Source organism: Microbacterium aquimaris (assembly GCF_039531285.1).
Taxonomy (GTDB): domain Bacteria; phylum Actinomycetota; class Actinomycetes; order Actinomycetales; family Microbacteriaceae; genus Microbacterium; species Microbacterium aquimaris.
In genome coordinates this window covers 1,780,281-1,802,389 of record NZ_BAAAPT010000001.1, presented here as the reverse complement: position 1 = coordinate 1,802,389, position 22,109 = coordinate 1,780,281, and the positions used below count along the sequence as shown (strand labels likewise).

Genomic DNA, 22,109 nt, shown 5'->3' with positions numbered 1-22,109 from the left:
CGAGTCGGTCCGTGTGGGACTAGAGTTCGGCGTGCAGCGCCCAGATCTTGTCGGCAGCTTCCAGCCACGAGAACACCCGGCCGCGATCGGCCGCGAGCACGGCCAGCCGTTCGGCGGCGGCCGTCGAGCCGAGCGCCTCCGCCAGCGCGGCACCGAGCGCATCGGCCGCGTCCGTACCGGTGGGAGAGACGAGCATGCCGCCGTCGACCACGAGTTCACGCAACACGTCGGAGTCGACGGCGATGACCGGGACGCCGAGCGTCATCGCTTCGACGGTCCGCCAGGGGAACGCCGCCCGTGTCGATGGGGCGACGAACGCGACGGCCGCACCGAACACGGCACCCCGATCGGCGTCGTCGAGCGAACCGCGCACGTGGACGAGTCGTTCGGGGACCCCTGCGGCCGCGGCGATCTCCGAGATGGCCGGTTCCTCGCCCTCGTCGGCATCGATCACGACGACCGGCACCTCGTGGCCGCTGCGCGCGACGGCGCCGAAGCCGGCGGCAAGCGCGTCCGACGCGACCGATCGCCCGGCAAGCAGCACATATCCTTCCGGCAGGCCGAGATCGCGGCGTCTCCCGACCTCGTCGGTCGGCACACGGAAGCCTTCGGGCGCGGCACCGGAGATGACCCGGATGCGGTCGCTCAGCTTCGGAGAGATCTCTCCGAGACGCCGTGCCATCGCGTGTGTCGGCACCACGACCGCGTCGGCGTGTTTGACGGCGCGCTTGAGCATGGCCTTGTGCCAGCCGGCGCTCGATCGGGGAAGCTCGTCGGGCGTCTCCCACGGACGCAGGTCCCAGATCGTGACGGTCGTCTGATCGTTCTCATGCACCCGGTCGTGCTTGACCAAAGGCGCGAACAGGCTCGGCGAGTGGATCATCCCCCCACCGATTCCCGTCGCGAGACCGAGCTGCAACGCGCCGGCGAGTTCCCGCCGCGGAAGTGTCGTGCGTCGCACACCCGCCAGACCGGGGATCTCCAGCACCGAGCCGTCTCCACCGGCCACCGGAGCGATGCCCTCGACCTCGCACCCCTGCGGGGCGTGGGCGATCAGCGCGCGCACGAGCTCACCCGATGCGACCTTCAGATCCGCGTCTGTCTGGGCGACCAGCTGGTCGAGCATCACGCGCAGCACGGCGCTCACGATTCGGGCTCCGCGGTGGGTGTCGCCGGGTGCAACGTCTGTTGCACGAGCTCGCGGATGTAGTCGTAGTCCGGGTCGTACTCGTCGATGCCCCCCTCGGGCGTCAGTTCGATCGTCGAAACCGGCTGATCCTTGGCCTTGACCGCGAGGTCAACGAGGTATGGAAGCATCGAGGTCGGGATATCGGTCTCGACCAGATCGGCACCGGCGGCTGCGAGCTCCTGGAACCGGGTGAGCACCGTCTGCGGGGTGAACTGGTCCAACATCGCCTGCTGCAACTCGCGCTGCCGCTCCATCCGGTCGAAGTCGCTGGTCGTGTAGCGGGAGCGGGCATACCACTGGGCGGTGTCGCCATCCATGTGCTGCTCGCCGACCTCGATCCAGCCGATGGCCCAGTCCTCGGCGGGCTGTCCCTCGTAACTGGGACCACCCCCCTTGGGAAGACGCTCGTCGACGGTGATCGTCACGCCCCCGAGTGCATCGACGAGGTCGGCGAACCCCTTCATGTCGACGAAGACGTAGTAGGGGATCTCGATCCCCATGATCCCCTCGGCGGCGTCCTTGGTCGCTTCGACGCCGGGGGACGACCCGTTCGTGTACGCATCCGGATACAGCTGGGTGCCGTCCTGGCAGACCTCGACCTCGGTGCGCAACTGGTTGATACCGCTCCCCCAACCGCACGTGGGGTCGGCGAACCCCTCGTGGCCGTCCGGGTACTTCTCCTGCATCGGACCCTCGGAGAACGGGAAATGCGGCATGTCGCGCGGAATGCCGGTGATCGTCGTCGCGCCGGTGTCGGCGTTGATCGACACCACCGAGATCGAGTCGAAACGCATGCTGTCGCGGCCCTCGCCGCTGTCGGCACCGAGGAGGAGGATGTTGTAGTAGCCGTCCGAGGGTTCGACCGGCGGCCCACTCGCACCGAAGATCGCCCCCAGCGCATCGCGCGCCGCACCTACCGACTGCGCCGCGTACGCCGCACCCCCACTCACGGCGATCACCAGCGCGATGGCCAGCGCCGGAATCCCGACGCGGGCGACCCCGGCCGTCTTGACCAGGCGCACGAGCCGCAGGGTGTCGATCGTGAGGACGACCCACAGCGCGGCATAGACGATGAGAATCCCCTGGGCCAGCAACAACACGAACCAGTTCGTGGCGAGACTGAACAGCAGACCCCTCGCGAACAGTGCGATGAGCACACCGGCCACCGCGAGTGCCCACATGGCCAGGGTCGCGGTCAGCCCGATACGCCCGAGTCGGCGGCTGCCGGCGAGCACCTGTGCGGAACCGGGCAAGAGGAAATTCATCCCCACAAGCCACCAACCCCGCCGGGACATCACGGTCTCCGAGGTCGCGTCGGGGTACCGGAGGGGTCGTTCCTCGATCGTCCGAGTGCGCGATGACGCCGAAGGGCGCAACGGGGCGGCGACGCTCACAGGGAGTCCTTGAGCCGCCGGTTCTTCTCCTCGACCTGCGCCTCGAGATCACGCGCGTACGCCTCGATGCGGTCACCGAGCACCGCATCCGAGGAACCGAGCATGCGCGCGGCCAGGATGCCGGCGTTCTTCGCCCCGTTGATCGACACCGTCGCCACCGGGATCCCCGCCGGCATCTGCACGATGCTGAGCAACGAGTCCATGCCCTCCAGGGTCGCCAACTGCACGGGCACACCGATCACCGGAAGCGACGTGAGCGAGGCGAGCATGCCGGGAAGATGCGCGGCACCACCGGCGCCGGCGATGATCGCCCGCAAGCCGCGCGAGCGCGCCTCACGCCCATAGCGCAACAGCTTGTCCGGCGTGCGGTGGGCAGAGACGACCTCGACCTCGTGCGGCACACCGAAGTCCGTCAGCGCCTGTGAGGCGTCGCTCATCACACGCCAGTCGGAATCGGAACCCATCACGACGCCGACCAGCGGCGCGTCGGAGGAATGCAACGGTCGGGTCACCGTTCCAGGCTAGGTGCGCCCCCTGGAAGAACCCCGCAACGGCACGGCCCAATCGCGGATGGAGCGCCGGCGACCTCAGTCCTGGAAGAAGGCGGCTGCGGCTCGGGCCTGATACGCGACGTCGTCGAGATCGCCGCCCGAGACGGTGACATGCCCCACCTTGCGCCCCGGGCGCGGGTCCTTGCCGTAGGTGTGGATCTTCGCTGCGGGGTGCTCCGCCATGGCCGCCGCGAACCGGGCGTCGAGCGAGTCCGACAGCGGACCACCGAGGATGTTGATCATCACCGACCAGTCGTGCGCCGTATCCGAAGAGCCCAACGGCAGATCCAGAACCGCGCGCAGATGCTGCTCGAACTGCCCGGTCACCGCCCCGTCCTGGGTCCAATGGCCGCTGTTGTGAGGGCGCATCGCGAGCTCGTTGACGAGCACCCGCTCATCCGTGGTCTCGAACAGCTCGACCGCCAACATCCCGACGACATCGAGCCCTTCGGCGACACCCACGCCGATACGCGCGGTCACCTCCTGCAGACGGGCGTCCTGATGCGGAGCGGGCGCCACCACCTCGGCACACACACCGTTCTTCTGCACCGTCTCGACCACCGGGTACGCGCGCACCTCGCCGGACGGCCGGCGGGCCACCTGCTGGGCCAGCTCCCGCGAGAAATCGACGAGTTCCTCGACGAGCAGAGCACCACCGCGGGCGTCTTCGGCGAGCGCCGTGAACCAGTCATCGGCTTCGGTGGCCGCCGACACGACGCGCACCCCCTTGCCGTCGTATCCCCCGCGTGGGGTCTTCACCACCGCACGTCCGCCGTGATCATCGAGGAAGCTCTGCAGCTCGGCGCGTCCGGTCACCGCCGCCCAATCCGGCTGGGGCATGCCCAACGCCGCGAGACGCGTACGCATCTCGATTTTGTCCTGCGCGAAGCGGAGCGCGTGGGGGCCGGGACGCACCGCGACGCCCGCGTCGACGAGCGCTCCGAGCACATCCTGCGGAACATGCTCGTGATCGAAGGTGACCACGTCGACGTCGCGCGCGAAAGCGAGCACGGTCGCGGTGTCGCGGTAGTCACCGACCGCCGTCGCGGCCAGCGACGCCGCCATGCCCTCGGACTCCGCGAGCACGCGCAACTCGATTCCCAACTCGACGGCGGGCGCGATCATCATCCGCGCCAACTGTCCGCCACCGACCACTCCGACACGCAACGTCATACGGCCCCTTCCGACCGCTCCATTGTGTCGCACCACGCGCGCTCGGGCGCGCCGACTCCGATCAGGCGGGGGCTGCCGGCGGCGGCGGGGCCGGCGGGATGCGCGGATCACTCGTCGGCGTCGTCCCCTGCGCGTCACGGTGGGCGAGGATCTGGTTCACCTCGACCTGGTCGACCAGCGCCTCGTGCACCAGGGCGACGTCTGGGATGTTGCGCAACCGGAGCGGATCGTCCACGCCGTTGGACAGCGTGAGCGTGCCCGCTCCCCACATGCGCTGCAGAAGCCCGCGACGCACACCGATCGAGTACCCCCGCACATGGCTGAGCTCGCGCCGCCGACGCGCGAAGATTCCGTGACGCTCGATGACACGACGGGTCGTGATCACGTACGTGTGCGACCACCAGGCCAGGAACGGAAGCAGCACGAGCAGGAAGACGACCACCGCCGCGGCCGTCAGCAACATCCAGTTCTCGAAGGGCGCGGGGAGGTTGCCGTACAGGTACCCCGTCGCGCCGGCGACGGCCAGGAGCACCAGCACCGGCCAGAACAGCCTTCGGGCGTGCGGGCGCACACGCGCGACCCGCAACTCGGGGGTCGGCGCCCCCGGCGCGGGCGCCAGAGGTCTGGCCCCGGTTCCGACCGGCTGTGTCATGCCCCCATCATGCCGGGACCCCACCCCACGTGGCGGGCGCCGCGCCCAGCGTCACCGCACGTGGACGACATCACCGGCCGAGACCGCGACCGGATCGCCCCCGGAGTCCACGACCAGGCGCCCCTGGGCGTCGATGCCCGCCGCCTCACCCGCGAGCGCCTCCCCGTGGGGAAGGGACACCGTGATCTCACGGCCGATCGTCGCGCAGCTCTTGACGACGTCGGCGTGCAGCCCCGACACCGACGCATCCCCACCCGCCGCCACGAGGCCGGTGAGGTGCCGGTCGAGGGCGTCGAGGTAGTCCGCGATGAGGCGGTCTTCATCCACGTCGACACCCGCCACCAGGAAGGAGGTCGCGGTCGCGACGGGCAACTCCGCCCGTGACATCCGCGTGTTGATCCCGGTTCCGATCACGACGCAGTCCGGGTGGCTGGGCACGACCTCCGCGAGGATGCCGCACAGCTTCGCGCCATCCAGCAGCACGTCGTTCGGCCACTTCGACATCGCCTCATGCCCGGACGCCCCCAGTTGCGCGCGCACCGCGCGCACGAGCGCCGCGCCGGCGGCCAGCGGGATCCATCCCCTGGCCGCGACCGGAAGATCGGCGACCCGCACGAGGGTCGACACCGCGAGCGCGGTGCCGGGCGGCGCCACCCACGAGCGATCCAGACGCCCCCGACCCGCCCGTTGGTCGGTCGTCACCAACACCGACAGGTGCGGCCACAGTCCGGGGGCGTCACGCACGCCCGCGATCACATCGGCGTTCGTGGAATCGGTCGACTCCGTCACCTGCAGACGAGGGCTGAGGGCGGCGGCGCGGGGGTATCCGGCGGCGGGGATCGTCATGGCCCCCACCGTACGCCGTCACTCCCCACGGCGACGCGGACTTCACGCCGTCGCGCGCATCCGCTACCGTCCTCTCACAGGTGTCGACCCGCACCAACAGAACCCGGATCGGTTGTGCCGACCCTCCAACGGATCCGACGATCGCGCCGATAGGGTGGAATCCGTGACCGACGACATCGATCTCTCGACCACCGCCGGAAAGATCGCCGACCTGCGGGCGCGGTATCAAGAGGCGGTCGTCGAGGCGGAGAAGGCCGCCCACGACAAGCAGCACGCCAAGGGCAAATTCACCGCTCGCGAGCGGATCGAACTGCTCCTGGACAAGGGATCGTTCGTCGAGATCGACGAATACGTGCGGCACCGCACCACCGCGTTCGGCATGGACCGTTCGCGCCCCTACGGCGACTCCGTCGTCACCGGCACCGGCACGATCCACGGCCGCGCCGTCGCCGTGTACGCACAGGACTTCTCGACCTTCGGCGGATCGCTCGGCGAGGTCGCCGGCGAGAAGATCATCAAGGTCATGGAGCTGGCGCTGCGCAGCGGCATCCCCATCATCGGCATCCTCGACTCCGGCGGCGCGCGCATCCAGGAGGGTGTGGTCGCCCTCGGCAAGTACGGCGAGATCTTCCGCCTCAACACCCGCGCCTCGGGCGTCATCCCGCAGATCTCCATCATCATGGGGCCCGCCGCCGGCGGCGCGGTCTACTCCCCCGCACTCACCGACTTCGTGGTCATGGTCGACAAGACCAGCCAGATGTTCGTCACCGGCCCCGACGTCATCAAGACGGTCACCGGTGAGGACGTCGGCATGGAGGAGCTCGGCGGCGCGCACACGCACAACACCCGGTCGGGTGTCGCACACTACCTCGCCGACGACGAGGACGACGCGATCGACTACGTGCGCACCATGCTCGGCTACCTCCCGGACAACAACATGTCGGAGCTTCCGGTCTACGAGACCGAGTTCGAGTTCGAGACGACGGACTCCGACCGCGCACTCAACACGATCATCCCGGACTCCCCCAACCAGCCCTACGACATCCACACGGTCATCGAGGGCCTTGTCGACCAGGGCGAGTTCCTCGAGGTACAGCCGTTGTTCGCCCCGAACATCGTCATCGGGCTGGGGCGGATCGAAGGTCGTTCGGTCGGGATCATCGCCAATCAGCCCTCCCAGATGGCGGGCACCCTCAACATCGACGCCGGAGAGAAAGCCAGCCGGTTCGTGCGCTTCTGCGACGCCTTCTCCATCCCCGTCGTCACGCTCGTCGACGTCCCCGGCTACCTGCCGGGGACGGATCAGGAATGGACCGGCGTCATCCGCCGCGGCGCGAAGCTGCTCTACGCCTACGCGGAAGCGACCGTGCCGCTGGTCACCGTGATCCTCCGCAAGGCCTACGGCGGCGCTTACATCGTGATGGGCTCGAAGCAGCTCGGCGCCGACGTGAACCTCGCCTGGCCGACCGCCGAGATCGCCGTCATGGGTGGTCAGGGAGCCGTGAACATCCTCTACCGCGGCGAGATCAAGCGTGCCGCCGAAGCGGGAGAAGACGTCGCCGCAGTTCGCACCAAGCTCGCGAACGAGTACACCTACAACGTCGCCTCCCCCTTCCTCGCCGCCGAGCGCGGCGAGCTTGACGGCATCATCGAGCCGGCACAGACGCGCGTGTCGATCGCGAAGGCCCTGCGCGCCCTGCGCGGCAAGCGCGCCAGCCTTCCCCCCAAGAAGCACGGGAACATCCCGCTGTGACCGAGCCGAGCCGCTCCCCCGACGCCACCGCCGGCGTTTCGATCGACGTGCGCCGTGGAAACCCGACCGACGAAGAGCTCGCGGCACTCATGGCGGTGCTCTCGGAGGCCTACCAGACCGAGCTCGACGAGGCGACCGCCCCCTCGGAGACCCCGCGCTCCGCATGGGAGCTCACCCAGCGCGGTCTGCGCACCCCGCTGCGTCGCGACCTCGGCTGGCGCCAGGGCGGCTGGCAGCACGGCTGCTGACCAGACCCGGGCACTGGCCCCCACGGCGGATTCCCATGTCTTGTCCCCCGAAATACCTACAGACGACCCCTGGCGACCGTCGCATACTGGAAGAGCTGGAACGCTTCGGCGTTCGGCTGACCTGCCTCCGCTGTGCGGACTCGTCAGGTCGGCCCCTGCGGACGGTTTTCGGGTAATCGTCCGCACAGGCGGGGAGCAGGCGGAGACGCCGCTCCCCGCCTCTTCTGTTCCCCCGCGGCCCGCCGGCACCGCCCGTTGCCGTTGCCGCCACAGGACATTCGGTCTCAATCGCGCGAGATCGACCTCTCAGCGCCCGCCCGGCCGGGTTTCTCATGCGTTGTCCCCCGCACGCCCACACGCCCGGCCGGCCGACGGGCCGATGATGACGGCGCCCGTCCACCGACGTCGTCGCTGACAACACAGGAGATCGGAACGAAATCGCGCGGCATCGCGCGATTTTCGCCTGACCGGCCGCTGTCGTCCTGTGTCGTTCACACGCAGCGGGGCGGCGCCTGCGGGCGACCGATGATCAAACCGACCGGCAACGCCGGCGGGCGCCGGCGCGTGTCAGCGACGGGGGTGCGCGATCTCGCGCCAGAGGTCGACGGCGTCTTCGTCCGACAGCCCCGTTCCGGCCCCGGACCGACCGACGACGGTGACCGCGACACTCTCGTGCGGTGATGTGCGCACGTAGAGACGTTCGGACGTCGCCTCACTGAGTGTCTCGGCGAGCTGGCCCCGGATGATCGAGAGGGTGACGTCGTCGACGCGATCGAGGCCGCCCTCATCGAGGACCGTCACGCTCGAACCACGGCGACGGAGCCGCTCCAATTCCGCCCGCACCGCGTCGTCGAGCAGTCGCGGCCCACGCAGTTCGTCGCGGAGGCTTCCTTCCGCGATGCGAGCACCGAGTCGCTCCTCCTCGGAGAGACGTCCCCCTTCGGCCACGACACGCATGAGCACGGGCCCGGCGATGGCGAGCGCGCGCTGCACCTTCGTCCGCCGCTCCCGTTGCCGCACACTCTGCGAGGCTTCGACCCCGGACGCCTGACGCTGCAACGTGGTCAGCTGCGCCGTGTCCCGCGCGGCCCGATCGAGCGAGCGCATCAGCAGCTGGGCGACCGCGACCCACACGACCGAGCCGACCAGGCCCAGCCCCAGCGCCGTGAGCGGTCCCATCCACACCGACGAGGTGACCGCGAGCGCGATGATGCCCAACCACGCGATCCACGGACGACGGCGCACCATGACGACCACCATCAGCGCCCCGATGCCGCCGAGATACCACGTCGCGTACGGCGCGGTGACGTGGTCGAGCCCCACGGCGACCGACAGCGCGTTCGGCACGACGATCGCAGCGCCCAGCGCCAGGCCCGCCGCCCAGCCGGGGAGCCGGCCGCTGGGCTGCGCCGCGACGAGCGCAGCGTCCAGGCCGTCACCGTCCACCTCGGGGATCGGCTCGGTGCCGGCGCGCCCGTCCTTGCGTGGCTCCCACAGCACGACCAGCCAGGTCGTGCCGAGGTAGGCGAACAGGGCGACGACCAGCAGCCACGGCATCGGGACGGGGGCTGTCCACCACAGTCCGCGCGCGGCGAGATAGGCGGTGAAGGCCAGGGCGAGCCCGACGAGGATGTTACGCACACTCATGAGGCCGCCCCCGTCCCCGTCCACTCCAGATGCACCCGGGTGCCATCCGCCCCGGAGCTGACGATGCCGGTCCCGCTGACGGCGGCCATGCGCGCGATGATCGATGCGCGGATGCCGAGCCGGTCATCCGGCACGGCGCCGACATCGAAGCCGTCTCCGTCGTCGACGATCTCCACCACGACCGTCGCGGGGTCACCCGATGCCTCGAGCGACACCTCCAGGCCCGCGGCCGCGGCATGCTGGAGTGAGTTGAGCACCGCCTGCGTCGCAGCCAGGACGACCGAGCGGGCGACCCGACCGGGCACGTCACCGACGTCCTCGGCGACACGTCGCCGCACGGTCAGGTCGGCACCCATCTCGCGGGAGCCCGCCTCGATCTCGTCGGCGATGCTGTCGGGCGTGCGGGCCGCGTCGCTTCCCTCACTCGCGTCGCGGTCGGTGTTGGCCAGGCGGGTGAGCGCCTCGCGGGCCATCGAGACGGCCAGCGCCTGCTCGCGCGGCGTGTCGGCGCGTTCCGCCGCGATGAGTGCCGCCAGCACACTGTCGTGCATGAGTGCCGCGACGGCGACACGCTCGTCCTCCGCCGCATCGGCCGCCGCGGCTCGTGCGTACAGGTCGACCGCACGCGCGCGGGTCTCGTCCACGTTCGTCGCGATCGAGCGCAGGAGCCAGCCGAGGGTGATCAGGACCCCGCCGAGGATGAGCGCGAACGACACGTCGAGCGCGAGCGACAGCCAGAACGACGGATCGAATGCGCCGCCGATGAGGCGGATGGCCCCGAACATCAACGGCGCGAGGACCGTCCAGGCGATCTGCGCCGGAAGCGGGAGGACCAGGACGCTCGCGACCGTGGCGACGTTGACGAGGAACCAGATCCACGGCTGGTCGGTCGGCGACGTGTACAGGCCGACATTGACGATCGGGAAGACGACCAGCACGATCGCGAAGACCCCGATGAACACGCCCGCGGTGACCCGCACGCCACGTCCGAGGACACAGGCGACGAGCATCGCGGTGAGGCTTCCGAAGGTGACGACGACCAGCGCGTTCTGCGCGGCGGTCCCCGTCGACAGGGTCCCGATCGCGGTGAGCAGGCCCTGCAGGCCGAGGAAGACCGACCCCAGCGCAATGGCGATCTGAAGCACCCGCTCGATGCGGTGGCGCGTGAACGAACCCAGGTCCGGCTCGGCTCCGCGCAGGCGCGGCAACCTGCCCCAGGCCTCGTCCACGGCGGCCGGGGTGTCGGAGCGGGGGGCGGGTGAGCTCATCGTGTGCTCTCGGAATCGGTGCGATGTCGATCGAGGAGCCCGTCCTCGACCGCGCGGTGGAGCAGATCGATCTTGGTGGGCGCCGGGCGCCCCACCTCCACGTACTTCGTGCGCACGCGGGTGATGTTCTCCTTCGCCGTCGAATAGGCGACGCCGAGACGTTCGGCGACGACCTTCAACGGCAGACCCGCGGCGTACAGTCGCAACACGTCGCGCTCCCGCGCGGACAACTGCGCATCGGCGAACTCCCGATCCCCCTCGACCGCGCTGGCCCACTCGACGTTGTTGAGCGGCTCGCCCTGCGCGACGCTCGAGACCGCGTGCAGAACGTCATCGATACGCGACGTCTTCGACACGATTCCGGCGGCCCCCGCGGCCAACGCCTCGCGGACGGATGCGGGTCGGTCCGCGACGCTGTGGATGATCACGCTCGAGCCGTCCCCCACCAGACGCGTCACGTTTTCGGTGACCGTCGCCCCATCGCCCAGGGTGAGGTCGAGGACCACCACATCCACGGGAGGCACCTGCCGGGTCCGCCGCCAAGAGAGATACTCGGTGACGGTGCTCCCCGAGAAGACGACGCTCGCCGAGCCCTCGCGCGCGCAACCCGCTTCGAGACCGAGTCGCACCGACTCGTGGTCGTCGATGAGGGCCACCCGTGTCATGCGATCACCTTACCTGTGAGAACGCTCCACGTCGGGCTGCCGGCGCGCATATCCACCGATCGTGCGCGCATCCGGATTCTCCGATCGCCGACCGTGGCGGCGGTTCAGCCTCGACGGAGGACCGCGACGGCTTCGACGTGATGAGAGTTCGGAAACAGGTCGAAGGCGTCCACGCGATCGCTGAGGTAGCCGGCCTCCCGGAACGTCCCGAGGTCGCGCGCGAGCGCGACCGGGTCGCACGCGACGTACACGACGGTCCGCGGATCGAGCGCAGCGACGTCCTCCACCACCTGACGCCCCGCACCCGCCCGAGGGGGGTCCAGCAGCACCACCCCGCGCGCCAGTCGTGCCCGCTGGGAGGCGGACGCAGAGGCGCGAAGCGCCGAGATCCACCGGTCCACGCGGGCCGTCTCGGCCCGCGCTCCGACCCACTCCGCGAGATTCCGCCCGGCGTGTTCGGTGGCACGCACATCCGACTCCACCGACGTGACACGGGTCGAGCCGCCGCCGAGATCGCCGAGGGTGGCGGCGAACAAGCCGACACCGCCGTACAGGTCGAGATGCCAGCCGTCGGGGTCGACGGCGAGGCCCTCGACCGCCGATTCGACGAGGCGTCGTGCGACGACACCGGTGAGAGTGTGCGCGGCCAGCCGATGCACCTGCCAGAATCCGCCCGCATCCACCCGGAACGACCGCCCCGCGGCCTGCTCGACCACCACCTCTCGCACGGCGGGATCGGGTCGCTCACCGGCGGGCCGGGGAAGGATGCGCACGGCACCGTCGGCGGCCTGCACGAGATCGATGTGTCCGGGGCGGCCCACGCCGAGGGAGGCCAGGGCTCGCTCGACCGCGGGGGTCGCCAGCGGCATGGACTCGACCGGGACCACCCGATGACTACGCTGCGCGAACGGCCCCACGACCCCGGCGTCGTCCACGTGGAGGCTGAGCCGGGTGCGCCATCCGGTGCCGTCGACCGTCTCCTCGGCGAGGACGGAACCGTCGGTGTCGCGCTGTGCCGTCGCCGACGAGATGGTCGCGGGCACCTCGAGACGGCCGATGCGGGCCAGCGCGTCGCGGACGACATCGAGCTTGAGCTCCCGCTGGGCGGCAAGATCGATGTGACCGAAGTCCGCCCCGCCCGGGCGACGCTCCGGCGGGACGTCGATGTCGGCGGGGGCCCACACGTGCGGCCGACGCGTCGGCGCGGCATCGAGCACGTCGAGCGTCTCCGCGCGCCAGAAGGACTTCTTGGACGTGTCGGTCAGGCGCGCCCGCACCCGTTCACCCGGGATGGCATCCGGGACGAACACCACCCGCCCCTCATGGCGGGCGACGAACACCCCGCCATGGGCGACGCCCGTGATGTCGAGGTCGATGATGCTGCCCACGTCCATGACTCGAGCCTGTCACAGCTATCGTCGGGGGATGCGCGTGTGCCTCGCTTCGACATCGCCCGCCCGTCTGATGCTGCTGCGCCAGGCGGGGATCTCCCCCGAGGCCGCCGCGCCCGACGTCGACGAGGAAGCGGTGATCGCCGCCGTGGAATCCGGCGAAGGACGCACCCTCTCTCCGGACGAACACGTGCTCGTGCTCGCCCGGAGGAAGGCTGCGGATGTCGCCGCCAGGATCGCCGACGAACAGCCCGACTTCGATGGCATCGTCATCGGCGGCGACTCCATGTTCGAACTCGACGGCGAGATCCTCGGCAAACCACACACCGCGGAGAACGCGACGGCGAGATGGCACGGGATGCGCGGCCGCACCGGCGTGCTGCACTCCGGCCACGCGGTGTTCCGCCTGGCCCCCGGCCGACACGCCCGGGAGGCGCACGCCGTGGCCGAGGCATCCGTCACCTTCGCCGACGACGTCACCGACGCCGAGATCGACGCCTATGTGGCCACCGGCGAGCCACTGCTGGTCGCCGGCGCGTTCACCGTCGACAGCCTCGGCGGCCCGTTCATCACGCGCGTCGAAGGAGACCCGTCGACAGTCGTCGGTATGTCCCTGTCGACCTTGCGGAACCTCGTGCGCGAGCTCGGGGTCGACTGGCCGTCGCTGTGGAGCACCCCCACCGCGTGAGACCACGCATCCTGGCCAGTGACCCCACGGCGGGCGTTGTACTTGGAAGACCACGTTTCTCCATGGGTTTTGTACGAACCAGTCAAAACGACCACCCGTCCCGTGGGTAGGCTGAAATCCATGCCCCGCATCGCCAAGGTCCTCATCGCGAACCGCGGCGAGATCGCCGTCCGTGTCATCCGAGCCGCCCGTGACGCCGGGAAGTCCTCCGTCGCCGTCTACGCCGACCAAGACCGTGATGCGTTGCACGCGCGTCTCGCCGACGAGGCGTACGCCCTCGACGGGTCGACCAGCGCAGAGACCTACCTCTCGATCGAGAAGATCCTCTCCGTCGCGCGCCGCTCCGGAGCCGACGCCGTGCACCCCGGCTACGGATTCCTCGCCGAGAACGCCGATTTCGCCCGCGCCGTCATCGGAGCCGGTCTGATATGGATCGGCCCCTCCCCCGAAGCGATCGAGGCCCTCGGCGACAAGGTCACCGCGCGCCACGTCGCCGAGAAGGTCGGAGCGCCGCTGGCCCCGGGCACCCCCGGCCCCGTCGACGGCGCCGATCAGGTGGTCGATTTCGCCCGTGAGCACGGCCTGCCCATCGCCATCAAGGCCGCCTACGGCGGCGGCGGGCGCGGACTGAAGGTCGCGCGCGAATTCGACGAGGTCGCCGAGCTGTTCGAGTCGGCCACGCGCGAGGCGATCGCCGCGTTCGGGCGCGGCGAGTGCTTCGTCGAGAAGTACCTCGACAAGCCCCGCCACGTCGAGACCCAGTGCTTGGCCGACGCCGCCGGCAACGTCGTCGTCGTCTCCACACGAGACTGCTCACTGCAACGCCGCCACCAGAAGCTGGTGGAGGAAGCGCCCGCACCGTTCCTCACCGAGGAACAGAACGACATCCTCTACGACGCCTCGAAGAAGATCCTCCGCGAGGTCGGCTACGTCGGTGCCGGCACGTGCGAGTTCCTCATCGGCGCCGACGGCACGATCTCGTTCCTCGAGGTCAACACCCGGCTCCAGGTCGAACACCCCGTCTCGGAGGAGGTCACCGGTATCGACCTCGTGCGCGAGCAGTTCCGTCTCGCCGAGGGCGAAGAGATCGGATACGACGACCCGGCCCCCGTCGGCCACTCGATCGAGTTCCGCGTCAACGGCGAAGACCCGGGCCGAGGCTTCTTGCCGCAACCCGGCCCCATCCACGTGTTCAAGACGTTCGGTGGCCCCGGCATCCGCCTCGACTCCGGCGTCACCGCCGGCGACGCGGTATCGGGTGCGTTCGACTCGCTGCTGGGCAAGATCATCGTGACCGGGCGCGATCGGGCCGAGGCGCTCGAGCGCTCACGCCGCGCCCTCGACGAGTTCGAAGTCGCCGGCATGCCCACCGTCCTGCCCTTCCACCGCAAGGTCGTCCGCGATCCCGCGTTCACCGCCGAGGACGGCCGGTTCGGCGTGTTCACCCGGTGGATCGAGACCGAGTTCATCAACGACATCCCCGCCTGGGACGGCGAGCTTGACTCTCCGCAGCCCGAAGAGGGACGCCACACCGTGGTCGTCGAGGTCGGCGGCAAACGTCTCGAGGTGAGCCTGCCCGACCGCGTGGTCTCGTCGGCACCCCAGACCGGCCGCCCCGCCGTCGCCCCTCCCTCGCGCCGCTCCCACGCCGCCTCGGTCTCCGGAGGAGGCGCCAGCGGCGACGCCGTGAAGGCACCCATGCAGGCCACCATCGTCAAGGTCGCCGTCACCGAGGGGCAGGAGGTCGTCAAGGGCGACCTGATCGTCGTCCTCGAGGCGATGAAGATGGAACAGCCCATCCAGGCCCACAAGGACGGTGTCATCGGCACGCTCAACGCCGCCCCGGGCACGACCGTGTCCGCCGGCCACCAGCTGATGACCATCGCCTGACCGCCCGCTCACCCGCCCCGTGGGGCACCGCCGACGCGCGATGTCGGAGGATCACGCCGATGTCGGAGGATCCTCCCGGCATCCTCCGACCTCGGACCGGATCTCCGACGTCGAGGACCGCGTGGACGCGTCAGTCGTCGTCTTCGCCGTGGTCGACGATGTGCATGGCGCGCGTGGCATCGGTGATGCTCGTCGACAGCGACGGGTACACCGCGAAGACCCGGGAGACCTGGTCGACTGTCAGGCGACGCTCGACGGCGATCGCCAGCGGATAGATCAGCTCCGACGCCTTGGGGGCGACGATCACACCGCCGATGACGGTGCCACTGCCCTGACGCGCGATGATCTTCACGAAACCGTCCCGGATGCGCTGCATCTTCGCCCGCGGATTCGCTGCGAGCGGGAGCTTGTGGACGATCCCGTTGATGGCGCCGTCGGCGATGTCCTGCTCGGAATACCCGATCGTCGCGATCTCCGGCGCGGTGAAGATGTTCGCCGTGATCCGGCGCTGCTCGAGCGGGATCACCACATCGCCGAGGGCGTGGAAGACCGCCTGTCGCCCCTGCATCGAGGCCACCGACGCGAGCGGCACGAACGTGGTGCAGTCACCGGCGGCGTAGATGTTCGGCACCGACGTGCGCGCCACCCGGTTGACCCGGATGTGGCCCGAAGGCGTCATCTGCACCCCGGCCTCCTCAAGGCCGATGTCCTTCGTGTTGGGGATCGACCCCACCGCCATCAGGCAGTGGCTGCCCTCGATGACCCGCCCGTCCGCGAGGGAGACGGTCACACCGTCGCCGGTGTTCTCGACCGTGTCGGCGCGCGACTTCGACAACACCGTCATGCCCCCGCGCTTGAAGACCTTTTCGAGGACGGCCGCCGCATCCTGATCCTCACCGGGAAGCACCTGGTCGCGGGAGGACACCAGCGTCACCCGCGAGCCGAGGTTCATGTAGGCCGACGCGAACTCGGCACCGGTCACGCCGGAACCGACCACGATGAGGTGTTCGGGAAGAACCTTCATGTCGTAGAGCTGCGTCCAGGTCAGGATGCGCTTGCCGTCGGGACGGGCACTGGGCAACTCCCGCGGCGAGGCGCCCACGGAGACCACCAGTGTGTCGGCCTCGATCCGGTCGAAGTCGGTGCCGCCCGGACCGGTGGACACGACGACGGCCGAATCGCCTTCGAGCCGCCCGTGGCCGTTGATGATGCGCACACCGGCGTCCGCGAGCTGCTGACGCATGTCGTCGGACTGCTGACGCGCGAGGGAGAGCAGTCTCTTGTTGACCGCCGCCAGGTTGATCGCGATCTCGGGTTTCAACGGCTTGCCCTCGGCGCCCTTGGCGAACAGCTGCACACCGAGGTCACCGGCTTCGGAGATCGCCACGGCCGCGTCAGCCGTCGCGATGAGCGACTTCGACGGCACCACATCGGTGATCACCGCCGAACCGCCCACACCGGCCCGCTCGACAAGGGTCACATCCGCACCGAGCTGCGCGGCCGACAGGGCTGCCTCATAGCCACCGGGGCCACCCCCGATGATCGCGACGCTCTGTGTCTGCTCGAAGCTCAACGACGACATGCTCCCCATTGTTCCAGTCCGGCGGACGCGCCACGAACGCGTCCTTCCTGGCGGCGAGGGTCGCGCGTTCCTAGAGTGGGGTCATGCACGACGCGTCCCTCAACCCGCTCGACGACCCGAACACCGACCCGTTCGAGGTCGCCGCGGCCGCCGCAGCCGACATCGCCCGCCTCACCGGAGCCGAATCGCACGACATCGCCCTCACCCTCGGAAGCGGATGGGGCAAGGCCGCCGACCTGATCGGCGAGACCACGGCGACCATCCCCGCCACCGAGGTCACCGGGTTCAGCAAGCCGGCGCTCGAAGGTCACGTCGGCACCCTTCGCAGCATCCTCACCCCCGAGGGCCGCCGCGTCTTGGTCATCGGCGCCCGCACCCACTTCTACGAGGGACACGGCCCGCGTCGGGTCGTGCACAGCGTGCGCACCGCCGCCGCGACCGGCGCGAAGACGATGGTGCTCACCAACGGCGCCGGCGGCATCCGGCACACCTGGAAGCCGGGTCAGCCCGTGCTCATCAGCGACCACATCAACCTCACCGGAGCCTCCCCCCTCGAAGGCGCGACCTTCGTCGACCTCACCGATCTCTACTCGATGCGCCTTCGCGACCTCGCACGCCGCATCGACCCGACCCTCGACGAAGGCGTGTACTGCCAGTTCCGCGGGCCTCAGTACGAGACGCCCGCCGAGGTGCAGATGGCCAAGACGTTCGGCGGCCACATCGTCGGCATGTCCACGGCTCTGGAGGCCATCGCGGCCCGCCAGGCGGGAATGGAGGTGCTCGGGTTCTCCCTGATCACCAACATGGCCGCCGGCATCCAGACCACTCCGTTGAGCCACGCCGAAGTCATCGAGGCGGGGCGCGAAGCGGAGCCCGTCATCAGCGACCTGCTCGCGCGGGTCGTCGCGGCCCTGTGACCGCGCCCGAGAACTCCGTCATGAGCGACGAGGAGGCCGCCATGGACACCACCACACACGAAGACCTGCTCGACCGAGCCCGCGCCTGGGTCGCGCAAGACCCCGACCCCGACACCCGCTCGGAGCTGCGGGCACTGCTCGAGTCGGCCGAGGTCGGCGACGCCGACGCGCTGGATGCGCTCCACGACCGCTTCGCCACCCGCCTCGCCTTCGGCACCGCGGGATTGCGGGGCGAGCTCGGCGCGGGCACGAACCGCATGAACCGCGTCCTGGTCGCGCAGGCCGCGGCGGGTCTGGCCGCCTACCTCGCCGAACGGGCGGGCGTGGATGCCGCGACTGAGGACGCCGCCGAACCGGCACCCCTCCGCGACGACGCCCCCCTGGTCGTGATCGGGTACGACGGCCGACGAAACTCGGACGTGTTCGCGAGGGATTCGGCCGAGATCTTCGCCGGAGCGGGACTGCGTGCGGTGCTGCTTCCCCGGCTCTTGCCGACCCCGGTACTCGCCTTCGCGGTGCGGCACCTGAAGGCGGCCGCCGGGGTGATGGTCACCGCCAGCCACAATCCCCCCAACGACAACGGCTACAAGGTCTACCTCGGCGGGGACGACGACGGCTCACAGATCGTCAGTCCCGCCGACAAGGAGATCGCCGCGCACATCCAGCGCATCGCCGATGCGGGCGACATCGCCTCCCTGCCCCGGTCCCTCGCCTTCGAGACGGCCGCGGAAGAGGTCGTCACCGCCTACGTCGAGGCGACCGCGGCGGTGGCCCCGGCACCCGAGGGTGCCGACGGCATGACCTGGGTGTACACCGCCATGCACGGCGTCGGCTGGGAGACGCTGTCGGAGGTCGTCGAGCGAGCGGGGTACCCGGCGCCGGTGGTGGTGCCCGAGCAGATCCAGCCGGACGGGTCCTTCCCCACCGTCGCCTTCCCGAACCCGGAGGAGCCCGGCGCACTGGACCTGTCGTTCGCGACGGCCGACGAGGCAGGCGCCGACTTCGTGATCGCGAACGACCCCGACGCCGACCGGCTCGCGGTGGCGCTGCCGGATCCGACCGGAGGCTGGCGTCGACTGACCGGCAACCAGATCGGGTTGCTCCTCGGCTGGCGCGCCGCGCGTCTGGCCGCGCAGCGCACCGGCGACGAAACGCGCGGCGCGCTCGCGTGCTCGCTGGTCTCCTCCCCCGGACTCAAGGCCGTCGCCGACGCCCATGGCCTCGACTTCCACGCCACCCTCACCGGGTTCAAATGGATCTCCCGCGCGCCCGACATCGTCTTCGGCTTCGAAGAGGCCCTCGGCTATCTCGTCAACCCGGAGACGGTGCGCGACAAGGACGGGATCTCCGCCGCCGTCGCGGTGCTGGGCCTGGCCGCCGAAGCTCGCCGCGAGGGACGCACCCTCGGCGACCTCCTCGCCGAGTTCGACGAGACTTTCGGGGTGTTCGCGAGCGACCAGGTCGCGGTGCGCACCGACGACGTCGCCGCGGTGGGCACGATGATGGCCGCGCTGCGCGCGCAGCATCCGAAGACCCTCGGCGAGGTGCCGGTGACACAGGTCGATGACCTTCTGGACGGCGTGGACGGTCTCCCGCCGGGTGATGTGCTGCGTCTCTGGCTCGACGACGGCTCGCGCGTGATCGTCCGCCCGAGCGGCACCGAACCGAAACTCAAGGTGTACCTCGACGTCCGCGCCGACTCCGCCGACGAGGCCGCCGCGCGTCTGGCGAAACTCACCGACGGCGCCCGCGCCCTGCTGGACGGGCTCGCCTGAGCCGACTACGGCCGTGCAGCGAGGCCTCGCCGGGCCGCCGCCGGGCCGTCGCGAACTGACACGTTCCCTTACTCAGGCTCAGCGGCGCGGCCGTCGGCGTGTCGGCCTCGGTGACAGCCACGAGGCCTGAGTTGCGGCACCGGAGCGCCGGGCGGTCGGACGAGCCGCCTCTGGCGCGCCGGGAGGGTGCGACCGAGGCGACCAGAGGAGGCGGCGGGGTCGAGGACGTCGGCCGATCGTCCCTCACTCAGGTTCAGCGTCCGGGCGAACGGCGTGTCGCCCGGTGCAACGCCCTCGTAGCCTGAGTTCGGGCACAGGACGAGCCGGGACACGGGAGGCCCGGACGGCGTGGCTGCGCGCGGAGCGCGCTTGGGCGGGAGCGACGTGGCACGGAGCGCGCCCTGCCGTAGGTGGCGTCGGCCGACGGCTACGTGTCCCTGACTCAGGCTCAGCCCGTCCTCCGACGGCGTGTCGAGCCGACCACCACGCACACACCCTGAATCACGGCACAGGGAGGGCCGGTGGGTGGGTCAGCCGTCGATGACGGCGACGAGCTCGTCGAGGAAGGCCGCGAAGTCGGTGCTGCGGCGGACGATACGCTGCACGCTGTCGCGCTCGCTGAAGACCTCGACGAACTGCTCGAAGACGGTCTGGAAGGCTTCGCGGTCGTCTTCGGAGAACGCCACGAACGCGACGACCTGGACACGCCCGTCACCCCACGGGATCGACGGGTCTGCGATGCCGATCGCGATGGCCGTGCGCGAGGCCGTCATTCCCATCGCGTGCGGCACCGCCAGCGCGTCGGTGAACGCCGTCGACGACAGGCGCTCGCGTTCGATGGCCCGATCGACGTACTCCCCGTCGATCGCACCGAGGCCGACCAGGCGCTCACCGAGCATCCGGATGACGCCCTCCGACCCGTCCCCCGTGTCGAGACCGCGCACGAAGGCCGTGGGATCGAAATACCGTTCGATGTCGGCACGCAGCCGCGCCAGACGACGCCCCCGACGCACCCGACCCGCCGCTGTCTGGACCCGGTCGACGTCGCTCTCGGTGAGGAAAGGCTGCACGCGGACGACCCGATCGCTCGGCGCCGGCGGATCGATCGTCGTGAGCACGAGGTCGGTGTCGATGGACCGCCAATCCGGATCGGCTCGCGTCTCGACGCCGACGACCTCGATCGACCGGCCGAGGGACCGGTCGACACTCGAGCGGAGCAGCTCGTGCAGCTCGTAATACCCGGGGCACACGATCGTCGCCGTCAGCAGCTGATCGGCACGACGGCTGCGTTCGAGTCTCCCGCCGACGTGCATCGCGATGTAGGCGATCTCATCATCCAGAAGCGGGATCCCGAGCGAGGTGTTCAGCCCGCTGGCGATGTAGACCGCGACATCGAAGATCATCGGGTAGGTCGACTTGAGCGACCGGGTGAGGGGGTTGCGGGACCACGCCTGTTCCTTCGCGCGCGCGCGCAGGTTCTGCACGTGCAGGGCGAGTCGGAGGATGAAATCGTCGTGGGCGATGTCGACGAGGAACTGCGCCGCCGCACGCTCCACCACCTCACGCACCGCATGCTCGACCTCGGGGTCGAGGCGCCCCCGCACAGACGGGGCGGATGCGCCGGGCGCGACCACGCGCGTCAGCACGAGGGTCGCGAGGTGGTACTGGTCGCCCGCCCCGAGACAGACCCCGAGGTGCTGTTCGCACAAGCGCCCCAGGATGGCCTCGACGGCCTCGTGCGACTCCTGCGACTCGTGAGCGATCGCATCGAGCCCGCGATCTTGCGCGACCCGGTCCGCGGCGATGGCGATGTGCATGACGACATCGGCGATACCGAACTCGTTGACGAAGTAGCCGAGTGACCCGAGTTCGGCGACCAGGTCGTCTTTGAACGGCCCGAACGCCCGCGCCCCGACCGATTCGTCGCCCAGAGTCCGACGGAGCGCCTCGAGATCGAACGCCCCGGCGTCCATCTCGTCGTGGGCGAGCCGGCTGAGCAGACGACGCTGCGCCATCTCGTTGCCGCGCAGTCTCGCGGTCGAGGCCGAACGCTCCAACGTCAGCTCCGTCCCGCCGAGCAACGAGCGCACCCGCGCGAGGTCGGCTTCCAGAGTCGCCGGACTCACATGCAGCTCGTCCGCCGTCTGGAAAACGTCGATCCCGTCGGGGTCGTCCAGGAGCAGCCGGACCAACCGGTGCAGGCGATCGCGGGGGGTCCCCGTGTCGTTGCCGGCACCGGCGCGTTGGGCGGCCGCGGCATCGGGGCCGGCCCGATAGCCCTGCGGTCCGGACTCGATCGCGGTCCCGCCGCGCACCCGGGCGTTGACGGCGGTGACATAGGTCCGCACGCTGCGCGGGGTGACCCCGAGTGTGTCGGCGAGTGTCGCCGCGGTGGCCCACTCCCCGTCCCGCACCAGGATGTTGAGCAGGCGATCCTGCCGTGCCTTGGTCACCGTCGCTCCTCACCTCGTCCTCCGCAA

At 70.1% G+C, this 22,109-nt stretch carries 18 protein-coding genes; 6 read left to right on the top strand and 12 right to left on the bottom strand.

Annotation, left to right across the window (positions count from 1 at the left end; all coding sequences use genetic code 11):
- Positions 1-19: 19 nt before the first annotated feature.
- The 6 genes from ABD204_RS08250 to ABD204_RS08225 form a co-directional block, all read right to left on the bottom strand.
- Positions 20-1,147 carry a glycosyltransferase gene (locus ABD204_RS08250; protein ID WP_194424142.1) on the bottom strand — a complete coding sequence of 376 codons (1,128 nt, stop codon included), beginning with the start codon at positions 1,145-1,147 and terminating at the stop codon, positions 20-22.
- Complete coding sequence (locus ABD204_RS08245; RefSeq protein ID WP_194424141.1) at positions 1,144-2,583, bottom strand: LCP family glycopolymer transferase; 1,440 nt, start codon at positions 2,581-2,583, stop codon at positions 1,144-1,146. The genes ABD204_RS08250 and ABD204_RS08245 overlap by 4 nt, the downstream gene beginning before the upstream one ends.
- Positions 2,580-3,047, bottom strand: a complete 468-nt coding sequence (purE, locus tag ABD204_RS08240) for a 5-(carboxyamino)imidazole ribonucleotide mutase (protein ID WP_194424297.1) — start codon at positions 3,045-3,047, stop codon at positions 2,580-2,582. The genes ABD204_RS08245 and purE overlap by 4 nt, the downstream gene beginning before the upstream one ends.
- A gap of 123 nt (positions 3,048-3,170) precedes the next feature.
- Entirely contained in the window at positions 3,171-4,307 is a 1,137-nt protein-coding gene (locus ABD204_RS08235; protein ID WP_194424140.1) for a 5-(carboxyamino)imidazole ribonucleotide synthase, read from the bottom strand.
- A gap of 61 nt (positions 4,308-4,368) precedes the next feature.
- On the bottom strand, positions 4,369-4,959 hold the full coding sequence (locus ABD204_RS08230; RefSeq protein WP_194424139.1) for a PH domain-containing protein: 591 nt from the start codon (positions 4,957-4,959) through the stop codon (positions 4,369-4,371).
- Positions 4,960-5,010: 51 nt separating this feature from the next.
- A complete protein-coding gene (locus tag ABD204_RS08225) occupies positions 5,011-5,805 on the bottom strand; it encodes a biotin--[acetyl-CoA-carboxylase] ligase (RefSeq protein ID WP_194424138.1) in 795 nt (264 codons plus the stop codon).
- A gap of 163 nt (positions 5,806-5,968) precedes the next feature.
- Between ABD204_RS08225 and ABD204_RS08220 the strand changes: the two genes are divergently transcribed.
- Positions 5,969-7,558, top strand: a complete 1,590-nt coding sequence (locus ABD204_RS08220; protein WP_194424137.1) for an acyl-CoA carboxylase subunit beta — start codon at positions 5,969-5,971, stop codon at positions 7,556-7,558.
- On the top strand, positions 7,555-7,806 hold the full coding sequence (locus tag ABD204_RS08215) for an acyl-CoA carboxylase subunit epsilon (RefSeq protein ID WP_194424136.1): 252 nt from the start codon (positions 7,555-7,557) through the stop codon (positions 7,804-7,806). Before ABD204_RS08220 ends, ABD204_RS08215 begins: the two co-directional genes overlap by 4 nt.
- Before the next feature lie 567 nt (positions 7,807-8,373).
- Here the strand turns inward: ABD204_RS08215 and ABD204_RS08210 are convergent.
- The 4 genes from ABD204_RS08210 to ABD204_RS08195 form a co-directional block, all read right to left on the bottom strand.
- Positions 8,374-9,453 (bottom strand): hypothetical protein, encoded by a 1,080-nt coding sequence (locus tag ABD204_RS08210; protein WP_194424135.1) that lies wholly within the window; start codon positions 9,451-9,453, stop codon positions 8,374-8,376.
- A complete protein-coding gene (locus tag ABD204_RS08205; protein ID WP_194424134.1) occupies positions 9,450-10,721 on the bottom strand; it encodes a sensor histidine kinase in 1,272 nt (423 codons plus the stop codon). The genes ABD204_RS08210 and ABD204_RS08205 overlap by 4 nt, the downstream gene beginning before the upstream one ends.
- A complete protein-coding gene (locus tag ABD204_RS08200) occupies positions 10,718-11,386 on the bottom strand; it encodes a response regulator transcription factor (RefSeq protein WP_194424133.1) in 669 nt (222 codons plus the stop codon). Before ABD204_RS08200 ends, ABD204_RS08205 begins: the two co-directional genes overlap by 4 nt.
- Before the next feature lie 104 nt (positions 11,387-11,490).
- Positions 11,491-12,780 carry a class I SAM-dependent RNA methyltransferase gene (locus tag ABD204_RS08195; protein WP_194424132.1) on the bottom strand — a complete coding sequence of 430 codons (1,290 nt, stop codon included), beginning with the start codon at positions 12,778-12,780 and terminating at the stop codon, positions 11,491-11,493.
- A 31-nt stretch (positions 12,781-12,811) separates the two neighbouring features.
- Between ABD204_RS08195 and ABD204_RS08190 the strand changes: the two genes are divergently transcribed.
- Both ABD204_RS08190 and ABD204_RS08185 read left to right on the top strand, forming a co-directional pair.
- The gene (locus ABD204_RS08190; protein ID WP_194424131.1) at positions 12,812-13,465 is read left to right on the top strand and encodes a Maf family protein; all 654 of its coding nucleotides are present in this window, start codon (positions 12,812-12,814) and stop codon (positions 13,463-13,465) included.
- A 120-nt stretch (positions 13,466-13,585) separates the two neighbouring features.
- Positions 13,586-15,355: an acetyl/propionyl/methylcrotonyl-CoA carboxylase subunit alpha gene (locus ABD204_RS08185; RefSeq protein WP_194424130.1), complete on the top strand. Its 1,770-nt coding sequence runs from the start codon at positions 13,586-13,588 to the stop codon at positions 15,353-15,355.
- Between the two features lie 130 nt (positions 15,356-15,485).
- Here ABD204_RS08185 and ABD204_RS08180 read toward each other — a convergent pair whose 3' ends face one another.
- Positions 15,486-16,946: an NAD(P)H-quinone dehydrogenase gene (locus ABD204_RS08180; protein WP_409263981.1), complete on the bottom strand. Its 1,461-nt coding sequence runs from the start codon at positions 16,944-16,946 to the stop codon at positions 15,486-15,488.
- Positions 16,947-17,020: 74 nt separating this feature from the next.
- Between ABD204_RS08180 and ABD204_RS08175 the strand changes: the two genes are divergently transcribed.
- Together ABD204_RS08175 and ABD204_RS08170 are read left to right on the top strand one after the other, a co-directional pair.
- Complete coding sequence (locus ABD204_RS08175) at positions 17,021-17,854, top strand: purine-nucleoside phosphorylase (protein WP_194424128.1); 834 nt, start codon at positions 17,021-17,023, stop codon at positions 17,852-17,854.
- A gap of 41 nt (positions 17,855-17,895) precedes the next feature.
- Complete coding sequence (locus ABD204_RS08170) at positions 17,896-19,629, top strand: phospho-sugar mutase (RefSeq protein ID WP_241747796.1); 1,734 nt, start codon at positions 17,896-17,898, stop codon at positions 19,627-19,629.
- 530 nt (positions 19,630-20,159) lie between these two features.
- Here the strand turns inward: ABD204_RS08170 and ABD204_RS08165 are convergent.
- Entirely contained in the window at positions 20,160-22,082 is a 1,923-nt protein-coding gene (locus tag ABD204_RS08165; protein WP_194424126.1) for a BglG family transcription antiterminator, read from the bottom strand.
- Between the last annotated feature and the right edge of the window lie 27 nt (positions 22,083-22,109).

What these genes read in the sequence shown, in the direction of transcription:
- purE (WP_194424297.1), bottom strand. Translation starts at nt 3,047, where the DNA reads ATGGGTTCCGATTCCGACTGGCGTGTGATGAGCGACGCCTCACAGGCG.
- ABD204_RS08235 (WP_194424140.1), bottom strand. Translation starts at nt 4,307, where the DNA reads ATGACGTTGCGTGTCGGAGTGGTCGGTGGCGGACAGTTGGCGCGGATG.
- ABD204_RS08230 (WP_194424139.1), bottom strand. Translation starts at nt 4,959, where the DNA reads ATGACACAGCCGGTCGGAACCGGGGCCAGACCTCTGGCGCCCGCGCCG.
- ABD204_RS08225 (WP_194424138.1), bottom strand. Translation starts at nt 5,805, where the DNA reads ATGACGATCCCCGCCGCCGGATACCCCCGCGCCGCCGCCCTCAGCCCT.
- ABD204_RS08210 (WP_194424135.1), bottom strand. Translation starts at nt 9,453, where the DNA reads ATGAGTGTGCGTAACATCCTCGTCGGGCTCGCCCTGGCCTTCACCGCC.
- ABD204_RS08205 (WP_194424134.1), bottom strand. Translation starts at nt 10,721, where the DNA reads ATGAGCTCACCCGCCCCCCGCTCCGACACCCCGGCCGCCGTGGACGAG.
- ABD204_RS08200 (WP_194424133.1), bottom strand. Translation starts at nt 11,386, where the DNA reads ATGACACGGGTGGCCCTCATCGACGACCACGAGTCGGTGCGACTCGGT.
- ABD204_RS08195 (WP_194424132.1), bottom strand. Translation starts at nt 12,780, where the DNA reads ATGGACGTGGGCAGCATCATCGACCTCGACATCACGGGCGTCGCCCAT.
- ABD204_RS08190 (WP_194424131.1), top strand. Translation starts at nt 12,812, where the DNA reads ATGCGCGTGTGCCTCGCTTCGACATCGCCCGCCCGTCTGATGCTGCTG.
- ABD204_RS08185 (WP_194424130.1), top strand. Translation starts at nt 13,586, where the DNA reads ATGCCCCGCATCGCCAAGGTCCTCATCGCGAACCGCGGCGAGATCGCC.
- ABD204_RS08180 (WP_409263981.1), bottom strand. Translation starts at nt 16,946, where the DNA reads ATGGGGAGCATGTCGTCGTTGAGCTTCGAGCAGACACAGAGCGTCGCG.
- ABD204_RS08175 (WP_194424128.1), top strand. Translation starts at nt 17,021, where the DNA reads ATGCACGACGCGTCCCTCAACCCGCTCGACGACCCGAACACCGACCCG.
- ABD204_RS08170 (WP_241747796.1), top strand. Translation starts at nt 17,896, where the DNA reads ATGGACACCACCACACACGAAGACCTGCTCGACCGAGCCCGCGCCTGG.